Raw genomic sequence first — 21,682 nt, 5'->3', positions numbered from 1 at the left:
CGGGCCGGCACCGCACGGAAGGGACGGAGGGACTGCCCGGTCAGGTCCGGTCGATGTGCACGCTCGTGGATTTCACCCGGACCGTGGCCTGCATTCCGACCTCCAATCCCATTTCCTCGACGGCTTCCCGGGTCAGCAGGGAGACCAGCCGGTGGGGGCCCGCCTGGATTTCCGCCTGGGCCACCACGTCACCGAGTTTGACGGCCGTGATGATGCCGGGAAAGGAGTTCCGGACGGAGCTGTGGATCGACTCGTCGTCGTACTGGACGCGCTGTGCGAGACCGACGGCGAACGCCGCCGGGTCCCGTCCGTCGATGAGGCGGCGCCCCGCGCCTTCACCGCCCTCCCGGTGGGTGGGGACCTTGCCGGCGTCGGCCCAGCGGCGTGCGGTGTCGGGGCTCACACCGAGCAGACGTGCGGCCTGACCCACGGTGTAGTGCTGCATGTGCGACACGTTGGGGAGGGATAGTCCGCATCTGCAATGTGACCATGCCTCTGCCTATCAGAAGCAGATGCGACGAGGCGAGCCGAAATCCCCCGAACGAGTGGGGTCCGACGTCCCGAATTGTCATGACGTTCGACCGGGCCGAAAACGCCATGCCCTCTCGGCCATTCACCTGGCGTATGAGATGAGTCCCCGCACGGAGCTGCATTTCCGCGGCTAGCGTGACCCGTGTGACGGCCGACGGGTCGCTTTCCCCCGCCGATCAGAGTGAGGCGCTCCTTCCATGAGCCTGAGCATCCGCAACCAGATCGCGGGCCCCGTCACCGATGTCGCGACCGGCGGTGCCATGGGCTCCGTCAAGGTCTCCGTCGAGGGCGGTGAGCTGACCGCCGCGATCACCAAGGACGCCGTCGAGGCACTCGGCCTCGCCACCGGCTCCTCCGTCGTCGCCCTGATCAAGGCGACCGAGGTCTCCCTCTCCGTCTGATCACCCCGCACCCCGCGCCGGGGCCGGCCGCGGTCCGCCACGTCGTGCCGCACCTGTACGGGCATCCCCCTGGAAGCGGGTAGCGACCGGACGCGCCGGTGCCTTTCGGCCGGTACGGCGAAGGGGACGTCCCCGCCGGCGCTCTAGCGGGTGGCGAGCCGCTCCAGCAGGGCGGCGCTCCGGGCCAGCAGCGCCCGCTCGTCATCCGTGAGCTCGGCCTCGATGGCCTGGGCGAGCCAGCCGGCCCTGCGGCCGCGCTCGGCTTCGAGGGCGGTCCGGCCCGCGTCCGACAGCTCGACCAGCGACTTGCGGCCGTCCGTGGGGTGCGCCCGGCGCGTGATCAGGTCCTGTTCCATGAGCAGCCCCACCGCCCGGGCCATCGACTGGGGGCGTACGCGCTGATCGGCGGCGAGGTCGCTGGTGGTCATGGCGCCGTTGCGGTCGAGTGCACCGAGCACCGCGGCCTGGCCCAGCGGGATGCGGTCCTCGTTCTTGACGCGTCGGGTGAGTTTGCCCATCGCGGTGCGCAGTTCTGCGGCGATGGCGGCGGCTTCCGAGGTGGGCATACGGCACTTTACCCCGCTGTACAGCATGGCTGCGCACCTGACCTGCACAGCCATGCTGTACAGCAATGCTGTTCAGCAAAACTGCACAGCATTGCTGTACGGTTTGGGCTTGTCGGGCCCAGCGCCAGCGCTGTCGCAGCCGGGGCCCGGCACATGACAACGGGGAGGAACCACCATGTCCGCACAGGCAGCCGGGACCGTCGACGCCCGCATCGAGACCGTCACCGCACGCCGGATCATCGACAGCCGGGGCAACCCCACGGTCGAGGTCGACGTCGTCCTCGCGGACGGGTCCCTGGGGCGGGCGGCCGTCCCCTCCGGCGCCTCCACCGGCGCCCGGGAGGCCGTGGAACTGCGCGACGGAGACCCCGCGCGCTGGCACGGCAAGGGCGTCGACCGCGCGGTCGCCCACGTCAACGGGGAGATCGCGGCGTCCGTGCGCGGCCGGGACGCGGCGGACCAGGCGGGTCTCGACGCCGCGCTGGTCGACCTCGACGGCACCGCCACGAAGTCGCGGCTCGGCGCCAACGCGATCCTCGGCGTCTCCCTCGCCGCCGCCAAGGCCGCCGCGGCGGCCCACCGCCAGCCCCTCTACCGCTACCTCGGCGGCGCCGACGCCCACCTCCTGCCGCTGCCGATGATGAACATCGTCAACGGCGGCGCCCACGCCGACAATCCGCTGGACTTCCAGGAGTTCATGATCGCGCCCGTGGGCGCGGACACCTTCGCCGAAGCCGTCCGCATGGGCAGCGAGGTCTTCCACACCCTGCGCCGCGACCTGCTGGCCGCCGGGCACTCCACGGGCGTCGGCGACGAGGGCGGCTTCGCGCCCGCGCTGCGTACCGCCGAGGAGGCGCTCGACTTCGTGGTGGCCGCCATCGAGCGCACCGGCTACCGCCCGGGCACGGACATCGGCCTGATCATGGACCCGGCGTCGTCGGAGTTCTTCCGCGACGGGGTGTACGACTACGCCGGCGAGGGGGTGCGCCGCACCCCCTCCGAGAACGCCGACTACCTGGCCAAGCTCATCGACGCCTACCCGATCGTGTCCGTCGAGGACCCGATGGCGGAGAACGACCTGGACGGCTGGCGCGAGCTGACCGCCCGCGTCGGCGACCGCTGCCAGCTCACCGGCGACGACGTGTTCTGCACCAACGAGACGCTGCTGCGCGAGGGCATCCGCACCGGCGTCGGCAACTCGATCCTGGTGAAGGTCAACCAGATCGGGACCCTGACCGAGGCCCTGTCCGCGGTGGCCACGGCCCACGAGGCGGGCTGGACGGCTGTCATGTCGCACCGCTCGGGCGAGACGGAGGACACCACCATCGCGGATCTGGCGGTGGCGACCGGCTGCGGCCAGATCAAGACCGGCTCGCTCTCCCGCTCCGACCGCACGGCGAAGTACAACCAACTGATCCGGATCGAAGAGGAACTGGGCGACTCGGCACGCTACGCGGGCCGCTCCGCACTGCGCCGGGCGTGACCGGCCGGCGGACGTAGCGACCACGCGGGCCCCCGATCACGGTCGGGGGCCCGCGTGGTCGCAGAACGGGGAGGGCGTGAACGCCACCCCGCGTCCGTCGGCGTCCGGTTCGTGCCGCTCGGCGGGAAAGGCGTCCACGGTCAGGGTGCCCGTGCCCGCGTGCCACCGCACGCCGGACCGACGCCAGATCGTCCGCATCGAGCCGGAGCAGCAACATTTGGCCCACACCGTGGCGCTCACACCGGGGGAACGGGCGATGTGCGGGCCGGTTTACACACGGCACCCGCGGGGCGTGATCGCCCGGTAATGCGGTCTTCCTACGGTCTTGGCCGTGGGGATCTCCCCACTCCTGCCGCGGCTCACCCTGCTCGCGCGGGGCGAGGACGGTGGCCCTGGGAAGGGAGTCTCGGTGACGACGCCGGATGCGAAGGCGGAGAGCGTACGGACGGTCTGCTCGTACTGCGGAGTCGGCTGCGGCATCCTGCTCGGCATCGGCCGGGACCCCGCCACCGGCCGGCGGACCGCCGAGAAGGTCTCCGGGGACAAGAGCCACCCGACGAACTCCGGGCGGCTCTGCACGAAGGGCTCGACCAGCGCCGACATGATGGCCGCCGCCGGGCGGGCCACCACGGCGCTGGTCCGCGCCGAGCGCGGCGCCGAGCCCGTGGAGACGCACGTGGACTCGGCGATCACCGCCGTCGCCGGTCGGCTGCGTACGATCCTCGACGAGCACGGCCCCGACGCGCTGTCCTTCTACGTCTCCGGGCAGATGTCGCTGGAGGCGCAGTACCTGGCGAACAAGCTGGCGAAGGGGTTCGTGCGGACGAACCAGATCGAGTCCAACTCCCGCCTGTGCATGGCCAGCGCCGGCTCCGGCTACAAGCTCTCGCTGGGCGCGGACGGACCCCCCGGCTCCTACCGGGACTTCGACCGGGCCGACGCCTTCTTCGTGATCGGCGCGAACATGGCCGACTGCCATCCGATCCTGTTCCTGCGGATGATGGACCGGGTCAAGGCGTCCGGCGCGAAACTGATCGTCGTCGACCCGCGCCGCAACGCCACCGCGGAGAAGGCCGACCTGTTCCTGCAGATCGAACCGGGAACGGACCTGGCGCTGCTGAACGGGCTGCTGCACCTGCTGGTGGAGGACGGGCACACGGACGAGACGTTCATCGCCGAGTTCACGGACGGCTGGGAGGAGATGCCCGGCTTCCTGGCGGGCTACCCGCCGGCGAGGGTCGCCGAGATCACCGGGATACCGGAGGCGGACATCCGGCGGGCCGCGCGGTGGATCGGCGAGGCCGGCGAGTGGATGAGCTGCTGGACCATGGGGCTCAACCAGTCCACGCACGGCACCTGGAACACCAACGCCCTGGTCAACCTCCACCTCGCCACAGGGGCGATCTGCCGCCCCGGCTCCGGCCCCTTCTCGCTGACCGGCCAGCCGAACGCGATGGGCGGCCGGGAGATGGGCTACATGGGCCCGGGACTGCCCGGCCAGCGATCCGTCCTCGTGGACGAGGAGCGCGCCTTCGTCGAGGAGCTGTGGGGCATCGAGGCCGGAACGCTGCGCACCGAGGTGGGGCGCGGGACGGTGGAGATGTTCGAGCGGATGGCCGCCGGCGACATCAAGGCGTGCTGGATCATCTGCACCAACCCGGTCGCCTCGGTCGCCAACCGCAAGTCCGTCATCGCCGGCCTGGAGGCCGCCGACCTGGTCATCACGCAGGACGTGTTCGCCGAGACGGAGACGAACGCGTACGCCGACGTGGTGCTGCCCGCCACGCTGTGGGCGGAGTCCGACGGCGTCATGATCAACTCGGAGCGGAACCTCACCCTCGTCCAGGGCGTCGTCGATCCGCCCGGGCAGGCGCTGCCGGACTGGCAGCTGATCGCCCGCGTCGCCCGCGCGATGGGCTTCGCCGAAGCCTTCACCTACGCGAGCGCCGAGGAGGTCTTCGACGAGCTCAAGCGGGCCTGGAACCCGAAGACCGGCTGGGACCTGCGCGGCATCGGCTACCGGCGCCTGCGCGGGACCCCCGTCCAGTGGCCGGCCCCGTCCGAGGACGGCGACGACCGCAACCCGATCCGCTACCTCAACGACGGCGTCAGCCAGACCCTCCTGGAGCGCGCGGACGGGACCCGGCCCAGGCTGGCCTTCCCCACGGCCACCGGCCGCGCCCGGTTCTTCGGACGCCCTCACCTGCCCGCCTCCGAACTCCCCGACGACGAGCATCCGTTCGTGCTGAACACCGGCCGTCTACAGCACCAGTGGCACACCCTCACCAAGACCGGCAAGGTGGCCAGGCTCAACAAGCTGAACCCGGGCCCGTTCGTCGAGCTCCATCCCGAGGACGCCGCCGCGATGGGTGCCGAGGACGGGGACCCCATCGAGGTCGCCTCCCGGCGCGGTCGCGCCGTCCTGCCCGCCGTCGTCACCGATCGCGTACGCCCGGGGAACTGCTTCGCGCCGTTCCACTGGAACGACCTGTTCGGGGAGTACCTCAGCATCAACGCCGTCACCAACGACGCCGTCGACCCGGTCTCGTTCCAGCCCGAGTTCAAGGCCTGCGCCGTGGCGCTGCGCGTGGTGGCCGCCCGGGAGCCCGAGGAGGCCGTTGCCGTGCCCGCGCCTGCCACCCCGTCCGTCGCACCCGTCGCACCCGTCGCGCCCGTCGTGGCACAGCAGTCGCAGGCCGGAGGCGCGACCACGGCCGTGACCGCCCTCACCACCCTCTTCGGCCTCACCGACCTCACCGGACCGGCGCTGGAGGAGCCGGAGCGCACGTACCTCTCCGGATTCCTGTCGGGCGTCACCCTGGCACCGCCCGGCGGCGTCCCGGTACTGCCGGCGACCGCGCCCTTCGCCCCCGCGACGGCGCGGTGGGTGGACGGCGTGCTGGCCGGCATGTTCTCCCGCACGGACGCGCCCACCACGGCCTCCGCCCCCGCCTCCCCCGAAGTCGTCACGACCCGGAAGCTCATCGTGCTGTGGGCCTCGCAGACCGGTAACGCCGAGGAGTTCGCCGCCGGCGCGGCCGCCCGTCTCACCGAGACCGGGCATGCCCCGTCCCTGCTCTCCATGGCCGGCTTCACCCCCGCGCAGCTCACCACCGACAGCGATCTGCTGATCGTCACCAGCACCTTCGGCGACGGCGACAGTCCCGACAACGGCGCCGGCTTCTGGCAGGGGCTCGCCGCCCCCGATGCCGCCCGGCTGGAGGGCCTGCGCTACGCCGTGCTGGCGTTCGGCGACTCCAGCTACGACGACTTCTGCGGCCACGGCCGCCGCCTGGACGAACGCCTCGCGGAACTCGGTGCCACCCGCCTGCACCCCCGCACCGACTGCGAACCCGACTACGACGAAGCCACCGGGCAGTGGCTCGACCGGATCACCGCAGCCCTCGCCGCCCCGGCCGACCGGCAGCCCGCGCCGGTCGTCACCACAGGTGCGGCGGCGCCCCCTCCGGCGGGGTCCGTGGCCGCACCGGCCGCCGCGCGGCCCGCCGCGTCCGGCGGCTACTCCAAAGCCTCCCCGTTCGCGACCCTGCTGATCGGGAACCGGCTGCTCAGTCTGCCCGGATCACAAAAGGAGGTGCGGCAGTTCGCCTTCGACACCCGCGACGGCGAGCTCGCCTACGAGCCCGGAGACGCCCTCGGCGTATGGCCGGCCAACGGCGCGGGCCTCGTGGCCGAATGGCTCGCCCTCACCGGCCTCGACCCCGACGAGGGCATCGCCTTCCCCGACGGTGCGCACCTCCCCCTCCGCGAGGCACTGCGGACCCGCTTCGACATCGCCCGCGTCACCCCGGAACTCCTCAGGTTCGTCGCCGCCCGCACCGGAGAACGAGACCTCCAACGGCTGCTGCGCCCGGACAACAAGGGCGAGCTGGCCAAATGGAGCTGGGGACGGCAGGCCGCCGACGTCATCGGCGCCTTCCCCGTCCGGGCCTCCACCGCCGAGTGGACCGGCGTCCTCAAGCGGCTCCAGCCCCGCCTGTACTCGATCTCCTCCAGCCCGCTCGCGCACCCGGGGGAGGTCCGCCTGACGGTGTCCGTCGTCCGCTACACCAACGACGCGGGCCGGGACCGCATGGGCGTCTGCTCCACCTATCTGGCGGACTGCGCCGACGACGGCCCCGTACAGGTGTTCGTCCAGCGTTCGCCGCACTTCCGCCCGCCCGCCGGATCGGCCACACCCATGATCATGGTCGGCCCGGGCACCGGTGTCGCACCGTTCATCGGGTTCCTCGAAGACCGCCTGGCGAAGCGGCACACCGGCCCCAACTGGCTGTTCTTCGGCGAGCAGCGCGAGGCCACCGACTTCTACCACCGTGAGACGCTGGCGGCCTTCCGCTCCTCCGGCCACCTCGACCGGCTCGACGTCGCCTTCTCTCGCGATCAGCGCAACAAGATCTACGTACAGGACCGGATGCGCGAGCACGGCCCGCGTCTGTGGCGGTGGCTGCGGGACGGCGCGCACTTCTACGTCTGCGGCGACGCGGGCCGTATGGCCAAGGACGTGGACCGGGCCCTGCACGAGATCATCGCGGCGCACGGCGGCATGGACGAGGATTCGGCCGCCGCGTACGTCCGGCAGATGGCCGGCGACAAACGCTACGTCCGTGACGTCTACTGACCCGCCCCCCGTGCGTCCCCCGCCCCGCGACCGGACCTCGTTCGACGGGCGGGACGTACGTCAATGATCCCGATCGAGGACCTCACCCCCGGGTCCCGCCCCGCAGCCGTTCGGCGAACGCCCGCGCGGCGGCCAGGTCCCCGGCGTTCGGCCGCTGTTTGTTGATGCCGCCGACGAGCTTGAAGGGCGCCCACGTGTCGAACGCCCGGCAGGAGAAGCTCCCGTCCACCTCGAAGCCCTTGCCTTCGAGGAGCCGGACCAAGGGGCGGGTGAAAGGCGCGAACGGCTTCTCGGGGAGCCCGCTCGTGGCGAACACGAACGCCCGGCCCCGCCCGGCGGGAAGTGCCTCGACGAAGTCGGTCAGGCGGGGGTGGAGCCTGCCGTGGAAGACGCCCGAGCCGAATCCCACGAGGTCGGCACCGGCCGGCTCCGCCGGGCCGGCCTCCTCGGGGGAGACGACCTTCGCGCCCAGTACCAGGGCCATGGTGTCGGCGACACGACGCGTATTGCCGTGCGACACGGAGGCGCACACGATGACTGCCTTCATCCCGTCGATCCCTTCTCTGGCTTCTGCAGGGGGGACAAGGCAGCGGCGCCGGACGTGACACCCGCGCGATGTGACGGCGGCCACACCCTGACGGCGCCCCCTCCGGGGCCCGGTCCCGGTCGGCGGTGCCGCCGGTAAAGGATGTCGTCCCGGGTAGGCGGGAGGAGGATGGGGCCGACGGGCGAGCGGGGACCGGGTCGTCGGGTCCGAGACCTGCCGCAGCGGGCGAAGGAGGTCCGGTCATGGTCACGTCCGAGCCGTTGCGGGCCGGGCCCGGCCCCGTGGGAGTGGTTCCCTCCGAGGCCGGCGGCCTGCTGGACGTGCTGAGCGTGGCCGCGGTGGTCCTGGACGCCGAGGGGCGGATCACGCTCTGGAGCCCCCAGGCACAGGACCTCTTCGGCTGGTCGCCCGAGGACGCGCTGGGCCGCCACGCGGCCGGGCTGCTGGTCGCCGACGAGTACGTCGACCTGGTACTGGAGCTGTTCGCCAAGGTCATGGCGGGTGGCGGCGCCTGGGCGGGCGTCTTCCCCGTGCGCCACAAGGACGGCTCCTCGCGCCTGGTGGAGTTCCGCAACATGCGGTTGGAGGACGAACACGGCGGCGTGTACGCACTGGGGATCGCCTGCGACGAGACCGTCCTGCGGGGCGTGGAGCGCGACCTGGCGCTGTCCGTGCCGTTGGTGGCGCAGTCCCCGCTCGGGCTGGCGGTGCTGGACACGGGCCTGCGGTACGTCCTGGTCAACCCGATGCTGGAGCGGATCAACGGCCTGCCCGCCGAGAAGCTCCTGGGCCGTACGCCCCACGAGGCACTGCCGTTCCTGGACACGGACACGATCGAAGCCTCCATGCGCCAGGTCCTGGACACCGGCGTACCGCTGCTGGACCAGTACGGCATCGGGCGCACACCCGCGGACCCGGACCATGAGCATGCCTGGTCGGGCTCGTACTACCGGCTGGAGGACCCCGGCGGGCGGGTGATCGGTGTCGCCCTGGCGGTCGTGGACGTCACCGACAGCTACCGCGCGGCCCGGGAGGCCACCGAGGCCCGCAGGCGCCTCGGCCTCATCGCCCGGGCGTCGGTGACCGTCGGCACCACCCTGGACCTGGAGCGCACGGCCCGCGAGCTCGCCGACCTCGTCGTGGCCGACCTGGCCGACCTCGCCTCGGTCGACGTCCTCGACTCCGTGCTGGGGGGCGGCGTGGCGACGACGCCCGGACCCCGGACGGGGCAGGCGCTCTTCATGGCCCTCGCGGTGGCGACGTCCTACGGGACGGACGCCGTCCGCGCCGCGGACCCGGTGGGCGAGCGCACCACGTATCCGGCCGAGCGCCTGGTCACCCGCTGCGTGAGCACCGGGCGCCCCGTCCTGGTGCCGCGGATCACCGGGGCGGACCTGGCGCGCATCGCGCGCGACGAGGCCGCCGCGGACCTCCTCCGCCGGGAGGGCGCGCACTCCTACCTGGCCGTACCGCTGACCGCCCGCGGACAGGTCCTCGGCGCCGTCGGCCTCCTGCGCACCCGCAATCCGCTCCCCTTCGACCAGGACGATGTCACCCTGGCCGGCGAGCTGGCCACCCGCGCCGCCATCGCCATCGACAACGCCCGCTGGTACCAGCACGCCACCGACACCGCCCTGACCCTCCAGCGACATCTCCTCCCCCACCCCCCGCCGCGTGCCGCCGGTCTCCAGATCGCCTACCGCTACCAGCCCGCGGTGGCGGCCAGCGGGATCGGCGGCGACTGGTTCGACGCGATCCGTCAGCCCGGGGACAAGACCGCCCTCGTGGTCGGCGACGTGATGGGACACGGTGTCCACGCCGCCGCCACCATGGGTCAACTGCGCACGGCCACCCGTACCCTGGCGGACCTCGGTCTCGACCCGGCACGGGTCCTGCGCCACCTCGACCACATCACCGCCGAACTCGACGGGACCATGGCGACCTGTGTCTACGCCACCTGGGACCCGCACCGCTCGCGCTGCCGCGTCGCCCTCGCGGGCCACCCGCCCCCGGTCGTCGTCAGGTCGGGGCAGGCGCCGGCGCTGGCCGACCTTCCGGCCGGGGTGCCGCTCGGCGCGGGCGGCCTCGGCGACGCCGGGTTCACGTCCACCGTCCTCGACCTGCTGCCCGGTGACCGGCTGGTCCTCTACACCGACGGTCTCGTCGAAACCCGTGACGAGGCCCTGGACGACCGCCTCGACCTGCTCCTCAGCCTCCTCGCCGATCCGGATCTCCCCCCGGAGGCGACCTGCGACCGCCTCCTGGCCGCCCTGCGTCACCGTGACGCCACCGACGACGTAGCCCTCGTCATCGCGCGGGTACTCCCCCGTCCGCCCACCACCGGGGCGCGCCCGCACTGAACGGCGCTCCATCGGCGGTCGGTGGTGCCCCGGGCGCCGTGCGCGGGGCGCGGCGACGCCCCTAAGGTGTGAGGGCAGCTGGTTCGCCCCGTCCGCCAGGCGGGATGCGTCGCAAGAGGGAACCCGGTGGGAATCCGGGACTGCCCCGCAGCGGTGAGCGGGAACGACCGCCGTCATACGCACTGGGACCGGACAACGGTCCTGGGAAGCGACGGCCAGTAGGTGCCCGCCGGCGGAAGCAGGAGTGCCGGCAGGTGTGCCCGTGAGTCCGAAGACCTGCCGCTGCCCGTACGCGAAGACCGCGTACGGAGATCCCGATGGCCTCGTGGGCGGGCCGGCGGCAGCGGGCGCCTCGCGCGGCCCGCCGCTCCTGCGCGTCCGCGTCCGGCCCGTCGGGACCGCATCCGCACGACTCGCGAAGGAGAGTTCCGTGACCGCGGACATCACCACGGGCACCCGGGCCCACAAGTCATCTGCCGACTCCCGTGTCACCCTCGCCCACATCATGAGCGAGCACGACACCAACCTCTACGGGACCATCCACGGCGGTGTGGTCATGAAGCTGATCGACGACGCGGCCGCCGCCTCCGCGGGCCGCCATGCCGACGGTCCCGCCGTGACGGTGTCCGTGGACCGCATGACCTTCCTGGCCCCCGCCCGCGCGGGCGACCTCCTCACCGTCCACGCCACACTGGACCGCGCCGGCCGGACCTCCATGACCGTCGCCGTACGGGTCACCGCGGAACGCTGGAACGCGACGACCAGCCCGGCCACCGAAGTCGCCACCGCCCGCCTGACCTTCGTCGCCATCGACGCCGACGGGCGGCCGCGCCGGGTCCCGGGCCTGCTGGAGGGATAGCGGGGCGAGCCGGGCCCCGCGGCCCACCGCGATCCGCTCCGCCGGGACCTCGGTCTCCACGGCGGCCGCGCGGGCGCGTGAGCGCGGTGCCCGGCCGCGGGGTCGCGGGCCGGGCGCCGCGCTCCGTCGGGCGGTGGGGCCGTTACGGCACCGGCTGCTGCTGGGTGACGCAGTGGATGCCGCCGCCACCGGTGCCGAGGCGGTCGATGTTGAGCCGTTCGACGACGCGGCCCGGGAACAGGCGCGTCAGCGTGGCCCGGGCCGCCGCGTCGGCCTGGGTGTCGCCGAACTGGCCGCTGATGACGGCGCCGTTGCACACGTAGTAGTTGGCGTAGGAGGCGAGGAAGTCCCGGTTGGTGGAGCGGATCAGGTTGTAGTCGGGGCCCTGGAGCTTCTCGGCGGTCATGCGGGCACCGCCCGCGGTCGTCGCCCCGGACAGGACCTGGAACTGCTGGCGCGCGTCCTTGGCGTAGGCGTCGTTGTCCGAGGCCAACGGCATCTGGACGAGGGCCTTCCCGGGCGCGAGGAAGCGCGAGGTGGCGTCGACGTGGTCGTCCGTGATGTCCTGGCCGGTCACGCCGTCGAACCAGATCACCTTGGAGGCGCCGTAGGCGGCGCACAGCGCGGCTTCGATCTGCGCCTGCGACGCGTTGGGGTTGCGGTTGCGGTTCACCAGGCTGCTGCGGGTCGCCATCAGGGTGCCGGCGCCGTCCTGCTCGACCGCGCCGCCCTCCCCCACCAGGCCGGCGGCGGTGAACGGGACGCCGACGTAGGAGGCGATCCGCCCGGCGACCAGGGCGTCCTTGGAGTGGGTCTGCTTGTTGCCCCAGCCGTTGAAGTTCAGGCCGACCGCGTCCAGTCCGCCGGCGCCGTCGGTACGGAAGACCGGGCCGCTGTCGCGCATCCAGCAGTCGTCCACGGGGATGGTGGTGACGACGGTGACCGTCGAGCCGCACAGCTGGCGGGCCCTGGCGGCGCTGCCGGAGTTGGCGCACATGTAGACCGGCTCGTACTTGGCGATGGTGCGGGCGATGAGCGCGATGTCCGACTGGACCCCGCTGAGGCTGCCGCCCCAGATGGAGGTGCTGTCCGGCCAGGCCATCCAGGTACGGGTGTGGCGGACGTCCTCGATCGGCACGCTGAACGCTCCCGCCGCCGCGCGGGCGGGGCGGGGCGCCGCCGAGGCGCGCCCCTCGGCCGCGGTCAGCGCGGTGGCCGCGGCGGCGGCGGTGAGACCGGCGGCGGCGAGGAACTTGCGCCGGTCCATGCCCTGGGCGGGCGGCCGGAATGCGTGATCGCTCATGGGGTCTCCTTGGGGGATGCCAACTCCCCCGCCTGGCAGCGGGGTTGACCCGAAAGGTAAAACTGGCCAAGCGCTCGGTCAATACTTTGGACAAGGTCGTTCCGGAGGATCGGGAAAAGCCCCAGGTCGCGGCCTGGAGCCTCGTTAGAGTGACGCCATGGCACCTTCCGCACAGGGCTCTCCGGCCCCGACCACACCCCCCGCCCGCGCGGGACGACCCCGGGTCTCCGCGAAGGGCGAGCAGACCCGGGCACGGCTGATCGCCGCCGCACGGACCCTCCTCGCCGGAGGCATGAGCGAACGCTTCACCACCCGCAACGTGGCGGCGCTGTGCGGCGTGTCGCACGGGATGTGCCACTACCACTTCCAGGACCGGACCGATCTCGTCCTGGCGGTCATCGCGGACATCCGCCCGGAGTGGATCCACCCCCTGGAGGCGGCCGTCTCCGGGGAAGGCTCGTTCGAGCGGCGTTCCGAACGGGTGCTGGAGCTGCTGTCCCGGCCCGAGGGCGCGGAACTCTCCCACCTGCATTCGGCGTTGCACTGGCACGCCCTCAACGACGCGCGGGTCCGGGAGTCCCTGGAAGCCGAGTACTCCCGCTGGCGGGGCTGTTTCGTCACGCTGTTCGGGGTGTTGGCCGACGAGCGGGGCGGGGACGTCGACCCCCGCCCGCTGGGCGAGGCGGTGGCCGCGGCCGTGGACGGCCTGGCCGCCGCGGAGTCACTGGGCTCCGAGGTGGATCCCGGTCCGGTGCTGCGCGCGCTGATGCGTACGATCGCCGCCGGCGTCCGGCCCGGCGTCTGACCGGACCGGGCGCGGGGCCCGGCCGGGAGCCGGCCCGGCCGGGAGCCGGCCCGCTCCGCCCGGGTGGCCGACGCCCCTACAGCGCCCGTCGGGCCGCGGCGATGGCCTCCGGATCCCACCCCGGTCGGGGCACGGACTCCAGGAGCAGCCGGGTGTACGGGTGGCTCGGAGCCGCGAGCACCCCCTCGGTGCTCCCCTGTTCCACGACGGCCCCGTGCCGCATCACGACGATCTCGTCGGTCACGCACCGGACGACCCCGAGGTCGTGGGTGATGAAGAGGAAGCCGATCCCGGTCTGCTCCCGGATGTCGGCCAGCAGGTTGAGGATCTGCGCCTGGACGGAAACGTCGAGCGCGGCGACCGCCTCGTCCAGGATGAGCACGGCCGGTTCGACGGCGAGGGCCCGGGCGATGGCGACGCGCTGGCGCTGGCCGCCGGAGAGGTTGCGCGGGAGCGCGTCGGCCGCCCGGGTGCCCAGGCCCACCTGGTCGAGCAGTTCCCGTACCCGCGGGGTGTGATCGCGGCCGGGGAAGTGCAGGCCCTGATGAGAGACCCGGCCACCGTCCGGTCCGGCGCAATGCCGGGCAGTACGCGGGCGGCAGGTCTGCATAACGTGGATGCGCGAGCGCGGTGCCAACGCCGAGGCCAGCACGGTCAACCACCCTGGAGAGGTGCGATGTTAGACACCGGCGATGTGGGCGTCTTCCTGGGCATGGACGTCGGCAAGACAGCTCACCACGGCCACGGGCTGACCCCGGCGGGCAAGAAGGTCTTCGACAAACCGATGCCCAACAGCGAACCGAAACTGCGGGCCGTCTTCGACAAGCTCAAGGCCAAGTTCGGCACCGTGCTGGTGATCGTGGATCAGCCCGCCTCGATCGGGGCTCTGCCGCTGACCGTCGCCCGGGACGCGGGCTGCGAGGTCGCCTACCTGCCCGGACTCGCGATGCGGCGGATCGCCGACCTCTACCCGGGAGAGGCGAAAACCGATGCGAAGGACGCCGCGGTAATCGCGGACGCGGCCCGGACGATGCCGCACATCCTGCGTTCGCTGGAGCTGACCGACGAGATCACCGCCGAGCTCACGGTGCTGACCGGCTTCGACCAGGACCTCGCCGCAGAAGCCACCCGCACCAGCAACCGGATACGCGGCCTGCTGACTCAGTTCCACCCGTCGCTGGAGCGCGTGCTCGGGCCCCGACTGGACCACCCGGCCGTCACCTGGCTCCTCGAGCGCCACGGGTCCCCGGCCGCTTTGCGGAAAGCCGGCCGCCGCAGGCTCGTCGAACTCATCCGCCCGAAGGCGCCGCGGATGGCCGCGCGGCTGATCGACGAAATCTTCGACGCCCTCAACGAGCAGACCGTCATCGTTCCCGGCACGGGCACCCTCGACATCGTGATCCCGTCCCTGGCCGCCTCTCTCGCCGCGGTCCACGACCAGCGCCGAGCCCTGGAAGCGCAGATCAGCACCCTGCTGGAGGCCCACCCTCTTCACCCGGTCCTGACCTCGATGCCGGGAGTCGGGGTCAGGACCGCCGCCGTCCTGCTGGTCACCGTCGGAGACGGCACCAGTTTTCCCAGCGCCGCCCACCTCGCCTCCTCCGCCTTGCCCGCCAACGCGTCAGCGTCCTGTTCGCCATGCTCCGCGACGGCACCTTCTACGAGTCCAGAGTCCCCGCCGTCACCCTCACCGCATGACCATCCCAAACAGCCTCATACCCGGCACCGCGTCCTTGACGAAAGACATAGAGACACCCCCGGGAGGACACCGTCGGGGCCGAGGGCGGCCCGGCCGGTCGAGACCTTCATCCTGACCTTGACTGAAAATTCAGTCAAACCCTTGGAACGCATCGCTCCGGCATGCCGGCCCGGTTCGGCACGAATGTCAGTTCCGCAGGAACTGGTCCACGACGACCGTGACGGAGCCGTCCGCGGGCGCCTCGACCAGCCGCACGATCGCGATCTTGCTCCGGTCCGGGCTGCGCACGCAGAAGGGGCGCCGGTCCGCGAGGGCGTCGAAGGGCAGGGCGGCGACCGGCTTCGCCTCGATGCCGCGGACACAGTCGGCGGCCGTCAGCTCCCCGGTGCCGGACACGAAGGCGTCCGACTCCTCCGACGGCACGAAACCCCGGCCGTCGCGCGCGAGGTACCAGTCCACCGTCGTCTCCGCCGCGACCTTGCCCGAGGTCAGGTCGAACTCGTAGCCCGAGTCCGGGGCGGTGAGCTCCGCCTTCGCGTAGCCGGGACGGTATTCCGGGGCCGCGGCGGCCCCGGAACCGTCGGTCGCGTCCACCCCATCGTCGGCGGGACCGTCCAGGAAGTACACGGCGCCGGCGCACACCAGGAGGGTGGCGGCCACCGCCGGCAGCACCGTCCGTACGCGCCGCCGTCCGCGCCCCCGCGCACGCCTGCCGGATTCCGGCGTCGGCGCCGACACCGGAGACGGTGACGCGGCGGGCGGCGCGACCGGCGGGGCGGCGGGCGCGGGCGCGGCCAGGGCCGTCGGGGCATGGTTCACCGCCCCGTACGGGGCCGGGGCCCCCGGGGCGTGCCGGTCCGGGCCGGGACGGGTGTGGCCCCGGTCTCCCGGCCGGTCGTGCCCCGAGTGCGAGCGGCCCTCGCCCGACCGCTCTCCGATGTCGTCCAGGACCGGCCGGGGCAGCCAGCCCCCGGTGAACTCCGGCCGCGGCCCCACCGCGGGGTGGGCGTGCACGGCAGCGATCAGCGCGGCGGTGCCCGGCCGGTCCTCGGGGCGCTTGGCCAGGCACCACGCGACCAGGTCGTGCAGGTCACGCGGGATGCGCGTGAGGTCGGGATGTTCGTGGACCACCCGGTACAGGGCCCCGGACTCCGGCCCTTCGCCGAAGGGCGGGCTGCCGCTCGCCACGTACGTGGCCAGCGCTCCGAGGGCGAAGACGTCGGTGGCCCCCGTCACCTGCAGCCCCAGGGCCTGCTCGGGCGCCATGAAGGCGGCGGTGCCGATCCGCAGGCCCGCACCGGTGAGGGCGACGGCGTCGGCCGCGCGCGCGATGCCGAAGTCGATCACCCGGGGCCCGTCCCCCGCGATCAGCACGTTGGCGGGCTTGAGGTCCCGGTGGACGACACCCGCCCCGTGGATGGCCTGGAGCGCCTCGGCGATGCCGGCGACGAGCAGCAGGACCGTGCGGACCGGCAGCGGTCCGTGCCGGTGCACCACCTCGTGCAGGGACGGGCCCGGGACGTAGGTCGTGGCCAGCCACGGCGTGTGGTCGTCGACGCCGGAGTCGACCACCTGGGCCGTGAAGAGCCCGTGGATCCGGCGGGCGCTGGCGACCTCCTGGGCGAACCGTTCGCGGAACTCGGGATCCGCCGCGAACTCCCTGCGGACGGCTTTCAGGGCGATGGGGCGCCCGCCGGGCGTGTAGGCCAGGTAGACCACGCCCATGCCGCCGGAACCGAGACGGGCGTGGAGGCGGTAGCCGCCGATGTAGCGGGGGTCGTCGGCGGACAGTGCCGCGGACAGGGGGCCCGTGCCGGGTGGGGCGTCGGGATGGCGCTCAAGCATGGGCGGGCTCTTTCGATGCGGGCGGATGGCCTGCGCGCATCGTGCATGCTGACTAAACTTTCAGTCAATGTGCGACCATACGAGACGAACACGGCAGGGCGGGATCGGACTGTGACCGACAACAAGAGAGCCATCCTCACGGGCGCCGCGCGGGTCATCGCACGTCAGGGCGTCCGGGGGCTTCGCGTGGCCGACCTGGCGGCCGAGGCCGGGGTGTCCACCGGCCTGGTCTACTACCACTTCAAGGACCGGCCCGGCATCCTGCGGCACGCCCTCGCGTTCATCGGGGACCGCGCGGACCGCTACACCGTCACCACGGAGGGTTCCGGGGCGGCCCACCCGCCCGACCGGCGGACACTCCTGGAGCAGACCCTGCTGCTGGAGTTCCAGGACGTGCCCGAGGTTCGCGAGAACAGCACGGCGTGGGGCGAGCTGCGGGCCCACTCCGTCTTCGATCCGGAGCTCCGGGACGAACTCGCGGCGGCGGGAGCGGCCTGGGCGGCGGAAGTCGCCGGCCACCTCGCCGCCCTCTGCCCGCACGCGCCCACCGACGCCGTCACGACCGCCGCGGAGCGGCTGACCGCCCTCCTGGAGGGGCTCAGCGCCCGCTGGCTCAGCGGCCTGCTCCCGCTGGAGCACGCCCGCGGACTGCTGCGCGAAGCGATCCGAGTGGAAATCGGCCGTTTAGGTTCCCTCGGGGGGTAAATTGACTGAATTTCCAGTCAGTGCCACAATTGACTGAATTTCCAGTCAGTGCCACAGTGGCGGTACGAGGCCGCGTCACTCTTCGCGCCGACCGGCCGTTCGCGACGCGGATCGCGCACTCTTGTCCTTAAGGACTGTTTTGTCGGTCTATGTGACGACTGCGCCCCGCCCCAGCCGATGCGGCGCATCGGCCGGCCCATGATCGGAGTTCCCCGTGCCCTTCAGGCCCCCCACCCGCCGGACCGTCCTTCGCACCCTCGCCGGCATCGGTGCCGCGATCGCGGGCGCCTCGGCCTGTGGTCCCGCGGCGGGCGGAGCCCAGGCCGGCGCCGCCGGTGACTCCTCCCCTTCCCCCACCGCGGGCGGCAGGCGCCGTCTCGGCGCCGAATGGGAGAGCCACACCCGTACCTTCATGTCCTGGCCCGCGCTGTCCTCGGTCTGGCACGAGGACCTGCCCTACGTACGCGAGGACATCGCGCGGATCGCCCGTGCCGTCGGACAGTACGAGGCGGTCGTCATGATGGCCCGGCCCGAGCAGGTGGACGCGGCGCAGCGCGCCTGCGGCAAGGACGTCGAGGTGATCCCGCTGGCCGTCGACGACCTGTGGGCCCGCGACATCGTCCCCGTCTTCGTGGAACAGGGCGGCAAGGTCACCGGTGTCGATTTCAACTTCAACGGCTGGGGCAACAAGCAGGAGCACACGAACGACGCGGCGGTCAGCCGCAATCTGCTCCCGAAGTACGGGATCCCGCGCGTCCAGGCGCCCCTGGTCGCCGAAGGCGGCTCGTTCGAACCGGACGGCGAGGGCACCCTCCTGATCACCGAAAGTTCGATCGTCAACGACAACCGCAACAAGGGGAAGTCACGCGACACCATCGAGGCCGAGCTCAAGCAGACCCTGGGCCTCGAAAAGGTGATCTGGCTGGCCGGCGTGCGGGGCGAGGACATCACCGACGCCCACGTGGACAGCCTCGTGCGCTTCACCGCCCCCGGTGTCGTCCTGCTGGACCGCGCGCACCCCTCCACCCCGCCGGACTCCTGGTCCCGCTCCGCCGACCAGGCGAAGTCCGTCCTGTCCCAGGCGACGGACGCCCGCGGCCGGCGCTTCGAGGTCATCGACCTGCCCCAGCCCGACCTGGACAGGATCACGGGCCGGGGCGACGACTTCGTCTCCACCTACGCCAATTTCTACATCGCCAACGACGCGGTGTTCATGCCCAAGTTCGGCGACCGCCAGGCCGACGACCGGGCCCGCGGCATCCTGCGGGAGCACTTCCCCAAGCGGGACGTCGTGGCGATCCCGATCGACACCATCGCCTCGGGCGGCGGCGGCATCCACTGCTCCACCCACGACCAGCCCGGCAGGCCCGCGGCCTGACCGCCCGGCCTCCCGGCCACCTGCCCCGACGGCAGTCCGGAGCAACGGTCGTCCCTCGTGTTGCGTTTGCCGGTCGCTACGGACCGCAGGAGACTGGTGATGTCAGCGTGACTGCTCCGCCGGAAACCGGGTTGGTCGGCGCCGACGCTCCTCCCGCCGCTTCCACAGCGGCGGAAATCCGCGGTCCGTCCGCGATCGGCCATGTTGAACGTCGAAGTACCGTCCACAGGTTGACGGATTGATGATTGAACGTCGACATGGACACTCCTTCGGTCCCTTCCGTGGCCCCGGATCCGGTGCAGGCCCCCGTCACCCGGTCCGCGACGACCGGTGACCCGTGATCAGCCGAGCGCGCAGTCGCATTGATGAAGGCTCAACCGTCGGTCCTCTCTCTCAGGAGGTGTCCTATGAGCAGGACCCGACCCATCAACTGCATCGTTCCGCCGTACATCCTCGAAAAGCTCCTCAAGAGCGAGGACAGCGAGGTGCGCCGAGCCGCCCTGGACACCCTGCTGATCACCGCCCGCCTGCACGGTGAGCGGATGGTCCGGGCGGCCTTCGCGGGCGCGGACGCCCCCGGCAACGGACGGCGCACCGTCTTCGACTGCGAGCAGGAGGAATTCCTCTCCAACGCCGTCCTGGCCAGGACGGAGGACGGTCCGGAGTCCGCGGACCAGGCCGTCAACCGCGCGTTCGACGGACTCGGTATGACGCGCGATTTCTACAAGGAAGTGTTCCATCGCAATTCGATCGACGACAGGGGCATGCGCCTGAACGGATTCGTCCACTTCGGCTTCCAGGTCAACAACGCGTTCTGGGACGGACAGGAGATGCTCTTCGGCGACGGGGACGGCATGGAGTTCAGCAACCTCACCGGATCCTCCGAAGTGATCGGCCACGAGTTGACGCACGGAGTCACCGACCACACCGCGGGGCTCGTGTACCACGGCCAGTCCGGGGCACTGAACGAGTCGATGTCGGACGTCTTCGGATCGCTGGCCAAGCAGTGGTCGCTGAAGCAGTCGGCCGACGAGGCGGACTGGCTGATCGGGGCCGACATATGGACCCCGGGAATCGCCGGCGACGCCCTGCGGTCGATGAAGAACCCGGGGCACGCGTACAACAATCCCCAGTTCGGAAAGGACCCCCAACCCGACCGCATGAGCAGGCTCGTCCACCTGCCCGACACCAAGCCCGGAGACTTCGCCGGGGTGCACATCAACTCCGGAATTCCCAACAGGGCGTTCTTCCTGACGGCCTCACACATCGGCGGATTCGCATGGGAGGCCTCCGGCAGCATCTGGTACGAATCGCTCAAGGCCACCGGCGCCCATGACCAGTTCGAGGACTTCGCGAGCACCACGTTCCAGAAGGCCGGGGAACTGTTCGGCACCGGCAGCACCGAGCAGTCGGCGGTGCTGTCGGCATGGCAGGAAGTGGAAGTCCAGATCAGGGGCGTCCCGAACGGAGTGGCCCGGGTGCGCAGCTTCGCGGTCAGCGGGAACGGCCACGCGAGCGGCAACGGACACGGCGGAGCGGGCCAGGACGACGGCCTGGCAGCCCTGACCCGGCAGATCGGGACACTGACCGACAAGGTCACGGGGCTGGCGAGAGAGGTAACCGCGATGAAGAGCACCAGGTGAAGGTGTCCCTGGAGACATTCGGCGGGCTGGCGGCGGCGGCCAACCTCCGCCGCCCGCCTCTGGTACTGGACACGGTCACGCTGCCCGAGGACGTCTCGGCCGAGCTGGCCCGGCTGGTGGCGGCGGCCGTCTCGACGCCCGGGGAGGAGCCGGACGGCCGTGCCCGGGACGCGATGAGCTACACGATCACGGTGGAGGAGGGCGACCGCGCGACCGTCCTCGAACAGTCGGACGGCGCCATGACCCCCGCGTACGCGGCCCTGCTCACATGGCTCAGGAAACACTTCGCGCGGCAGTGACCCACGACCACCCGGGAGCCCCGCCGACCGGCGGGGCTCCCGGCCCGGGGGGCGATCTTGTCGGGGCGAGCACACAATGAGCGCTGAGGATCCTCCTCGTGTCGATGGCGGGACGCGTGCTTGCGCGGTCGGGAGGTCACGGGCCATGGAAGCGGTGCAGCGGCCATGACGGTCGAAGAACGGGCTCCCCGAGTCGGCGGGTACCCGACCGCCGAGGGCCGCAGCCGCCCCTGCGGGCCGGTGGAGAGCGCCGGCCCCGTGGCCCCGCCGGGCCTTCCTCCGCCCGGACCGCCGGACGAACCGATGACCGTACGGAACCTGGTGGCGCGATTGACGGCCTCCTACCCGACGGTGGACGCGGTCACCGTCGAGGCGGCGGTCAGGGCCGCGTACGACTCGTTCCACCGGGCCAGGGTCAGGGCCTACATTCCGATCCTGGCCGAACGCCGGTCCCGGAAGGCGCTCGACGCCGCCTGCCGCGCCGCCCCCGACGGGGCCGGGGGGGGGGGGGGGGGGGGGGGGGGGGGGGGGGGGGGGGGGGGGGGGGGGGGGGGGGGGGGGGGGGGGGGGGGGGGGGGGGGGGGGGGCGGGGGGGGGGCGGGCCCGCGGGAGACTCGTA

Annotated in this window: 15 protein-coding genes, 3 pseudogenes and 1 riboswitch; of the genes and pseudogenes, 12 read left to right on the top strand and 6 right to left on the bottom strand. The window is 72.2% G+C overall.

Going from position 1 to position 21,682, the window contains the following annotated elements:
• Positions 1 to 40 precede the first annotated feature (40 nt).
• A complete protein-coding gene (locus ACEPPI_RS24105; protein WP_373917335.1) occupies positions 41 to 445 on the bottom strand; it encodes a molybdopterin-binding protein in 405 nt (134 codons plus the stop codon).
• Positions 446 to 734: 289 nt separating this feature from the next.
• Between ACEPPI_RS24105 and ACEPPI_RS24100 the strand changes: the two are divergent.
• A pseudogene (locus ACEPPI_RS24100) lies at positions 735 to 932 on the top strand (molybdopterin-binding protein); the annotation flags it as partial.
• A 143-nt stretch (positions 933 to 1,075) separates the two neighbouring features.
• On the opposite strand, the gene ACEPPI_RS24095 reads toward ACEPPI_RS24100, so the two are convergent.
• Positions 1,076 to 1,498 (bottom strand): MarR family winged helix-turn-helix transcriptional regulator, encoded by a 423-nt coding sequence (locus tag ACEPPI_RS24095; RefSeq protein ID WP_373917334.1) that lies wholly within the window; start codon positions 1,496 to 1,498, stop codon positions 1,076 to 1,078.
• A gap of 175 nt (positions 1,499 to 1,673) precedes the next feature.
• Between ACEPPI_RS24095 and eno the strand changes: the two genes are divergently transcribed.
• Both eno and ACEPPI_RS24085 read left to right on the top strand, forming a co-directional pair.
• Complete coding sequence (gene eno / locus ACEPPI_RS24090; protein WP_373917333.1) at positions 1,674 to 2,981, top strand: phosphopyruvate hydratase; 1,308 nt, start codon at positions 1,674 to 1,676, stop codon at positions 2,979 to 2,981.
• Between the two features lie 409 nt (positions 2,982 to 3,390).
• Positions 3,391 to 7,620 (top strand): molybdopterin-dependent oxidoreductase, encoded by a 4,230-nt coding sequence (locus tag ACEPPI_RS24085; protein ID WP_373917332.1) that lies wholly within the window; start codon positions 3,391 to 3,393, stop codon positions 7,618 to 7,620.
• A gap of 82 nt (positions 7,621 to 7,702) precedes the next feature.
• Here the strand turns inward: ACEPPI_RS24085 and ACEPPI_RS24080 are convergent, their stop codons facing one another.
• Positions 7,703 to 8,167: a flavodoxin family protein gene (locus tag ACEPPI_RS24080; RefSeq protein WP_373917331.1), complete on the bottom strand. Its 465-nt coding sequence runs from the start codon at positions 8,165 to 8,167 to the stop codon at positions 7,703 to 7,705.
• A gap of 242 nt (positions 8,168 to 8,409) precedes the next feature.
• Here ACEPPI_RS24080 and ACEPPI_RS24075 point away from each other — a divergent pair, with 242 nt between their 5' ends.
• Positions 8,410 to 10,527: a SpoIIE family protein phosphatase gene (locus ACEPPI_RS24075; protein WP_373917330.1), complete on the top strand. Its 2,118-nt coding sequence runs from the start codon at positions 8,410 to 8,412 to the stop codon at positions 10,525 to 10,527.
• A gap of 62 nt (positions 10,528 to 10,589) precedes the next feature.
• Positions 10,590 to 10,826: riboswitch (cobalamin riboswitch) on the top strand.
• A gap of 131 nt (positions 10,827 to 10,957) precedes the next feature.
• Positions 10,958 to 11,386 (top strand): acyl-CoA thioesterase, encoded by a 429-nt coding sequence (locus ACEPPI_RS24070; RefSeq protein ID WP_373917329.1) that lies wholly within the window; start codon positions 10,958 to 10,960, stop codon positions 11,384 to 11,386.
• Positions 11,387 to 11,528: 142 nt separating this feature from the next.
• Here ACEPPI_RS24070 and ACEPPI_RS24065 read toward each other — a convergent pair whose 3' ends face one another.
• Positions 11,529 to 12,689: an agmatine/peptidylarginine deiminase gene (locus ACEPPI_RS24065; RefSeq protein WP_373917328.1), complete on the bottom strand. Its 1,161-nt coding sequence runs from the start codon at positions 12,687 to 12,689 to the stop codon at positions 11,529 to 11,531.
• Between the two features lie 157 nt (positions 12,690 to 12,846).
• On the opposite strand from ACEPPI_RS24065, the gene ACEPPI_RS24060 reads away from it, so the two are divergent.
• Positions 12,847 to 13,494 carry a TetR/AcrR family transcriptional regulator gene (locus ACEPPI_RS24060; protein ID WP_373917327.1) on the top strand — a complete coding sequence of 216 codons (648 nt, stop codon included), beginning with the start codon at positions 12,847 to 12,849 and terminating at the stop codon, positions 13,492 to 13,494.
• A gap of 76 nt (positions 13,495 to 13,570) precedes the next feature.
• On the opposite strand, the pseudogene ACEPPI_RS24055 reads toward ACEPPI_RS24060, so the two are convergent.
• A pseudogene (locus ACEPPI_RS24055) lies at positions 13,571 to 14,032 on the bottom strand (ATP-binding cassette domain-containing protein); the annotation flags it as partial.
• Between the two features lie 138 nt (positions 14,033 to 14,170).
• Between ACEPPI_RS24055 and ACEPPI_RS24050 the strand changes: the two are divergent.
• Positions 14,171 to 15,192 (top strand): annotated as a pseudogene (locus ACEPPI_RS24050) (IS110 family transposase).
• 187 nt (positions 15,193 to 15,379) lie between these two features.
• On the opposite strand, the gene ACEPPI_RS24045 reads toward ACEPPI_RS24050, so the two are convergent.
• Positions 15,380 to 17,038 carry a serine/threonine-protein kinase gene (locus tag ACEPPI_RS24045; RefSeq protein ID WP_373917326.1) on the bottom strand — a complete coding sequence of 553 codons (1,659 nt, stop codon included), beginning with the start codon at positions 17,036 to 17,038 and terminating at the stop codon, positions 15,380 to 15,382.
• A gap of 111 nt (positions 17,039 to 17,149) precedes the next feature.
• On the opposite strand from ACEPPI_RS24045, the gene ACEPPI_RS24040 reads away from it, so the two are divergent.
• From ACEPPI_RS24040 to ACEPPI_RS24020, 5 genes are all read left to right on the top strand, one after another.
• On the top strand, positions 17,150 to 17,743 hold the full coding sequence (locus ACEPPI_RS24040) for a TetR/AcrR family transcriptional regulator (RefSeq protein WP_373917325.1): 594 nt from the start codon (positions 17,150 to 17,152) through the stop codon (positions 17,741 to 17,743).
• A 214-nt stretch (positions 17,744 to 17,957) separates the two neighbouring features.
• Entirely contained in the window at positions 17,958 to 19,121 is a 1,164-nt protein-coding gene (locus ACEPPI_RS24035; RefSeq protein WP_373917324.1) for an agmatine deiminase family protein, read from the top strand.
• Between the two features lie 407 nt (positions 19,122 to 19,528).
• Positions 19,529 to 20,764, top strand: coding sequence for a M4 family metallopeptidase (locus ACEPPI_RS24030; protein WP_373917323.1), 1,236 nt, complete (start codon positions 19,529 to 19,531; stop codon positions 20,762 to 20,764).
• 2 nt (positions 20,765 to 20,766) lie between these two features.
• Positions 20,767 to 21,063, top strand: a complete 297-nt coding sequence (locus ACEPPI_RS24025) for a protealysin inhibitor emfourin (protein ID WP_373917322.1) — start codon at positions 20,767 to 20,769, stop codon at positions 21,061 to 21,063.
• 165 nt (positions 21,064 to 21,228) lie between these two features.
• A partial coding sequence (locus tag ACEPPI_RS24020) for a three-helix bundle dimerization domain-containing protein (protein ID WP_373917321.1) occupies positions 21,229 to 21,682 on the top strand: 454 nt, incomplete at its 3' end.

This window comes from Streptomyces sp. AB3(2024) (assembly GCF_041862025.1).
GTDB lineage: Bacteria > Actinomycetota > Actinomycetes > Streptomycetales > Streptomycetaceae > Streptomyces.
The sequence above is the reverse complement of the archived record's forward strand: the minus strand, read 5'-3'. Positions and strand labels throughout refer to the sequence as shown.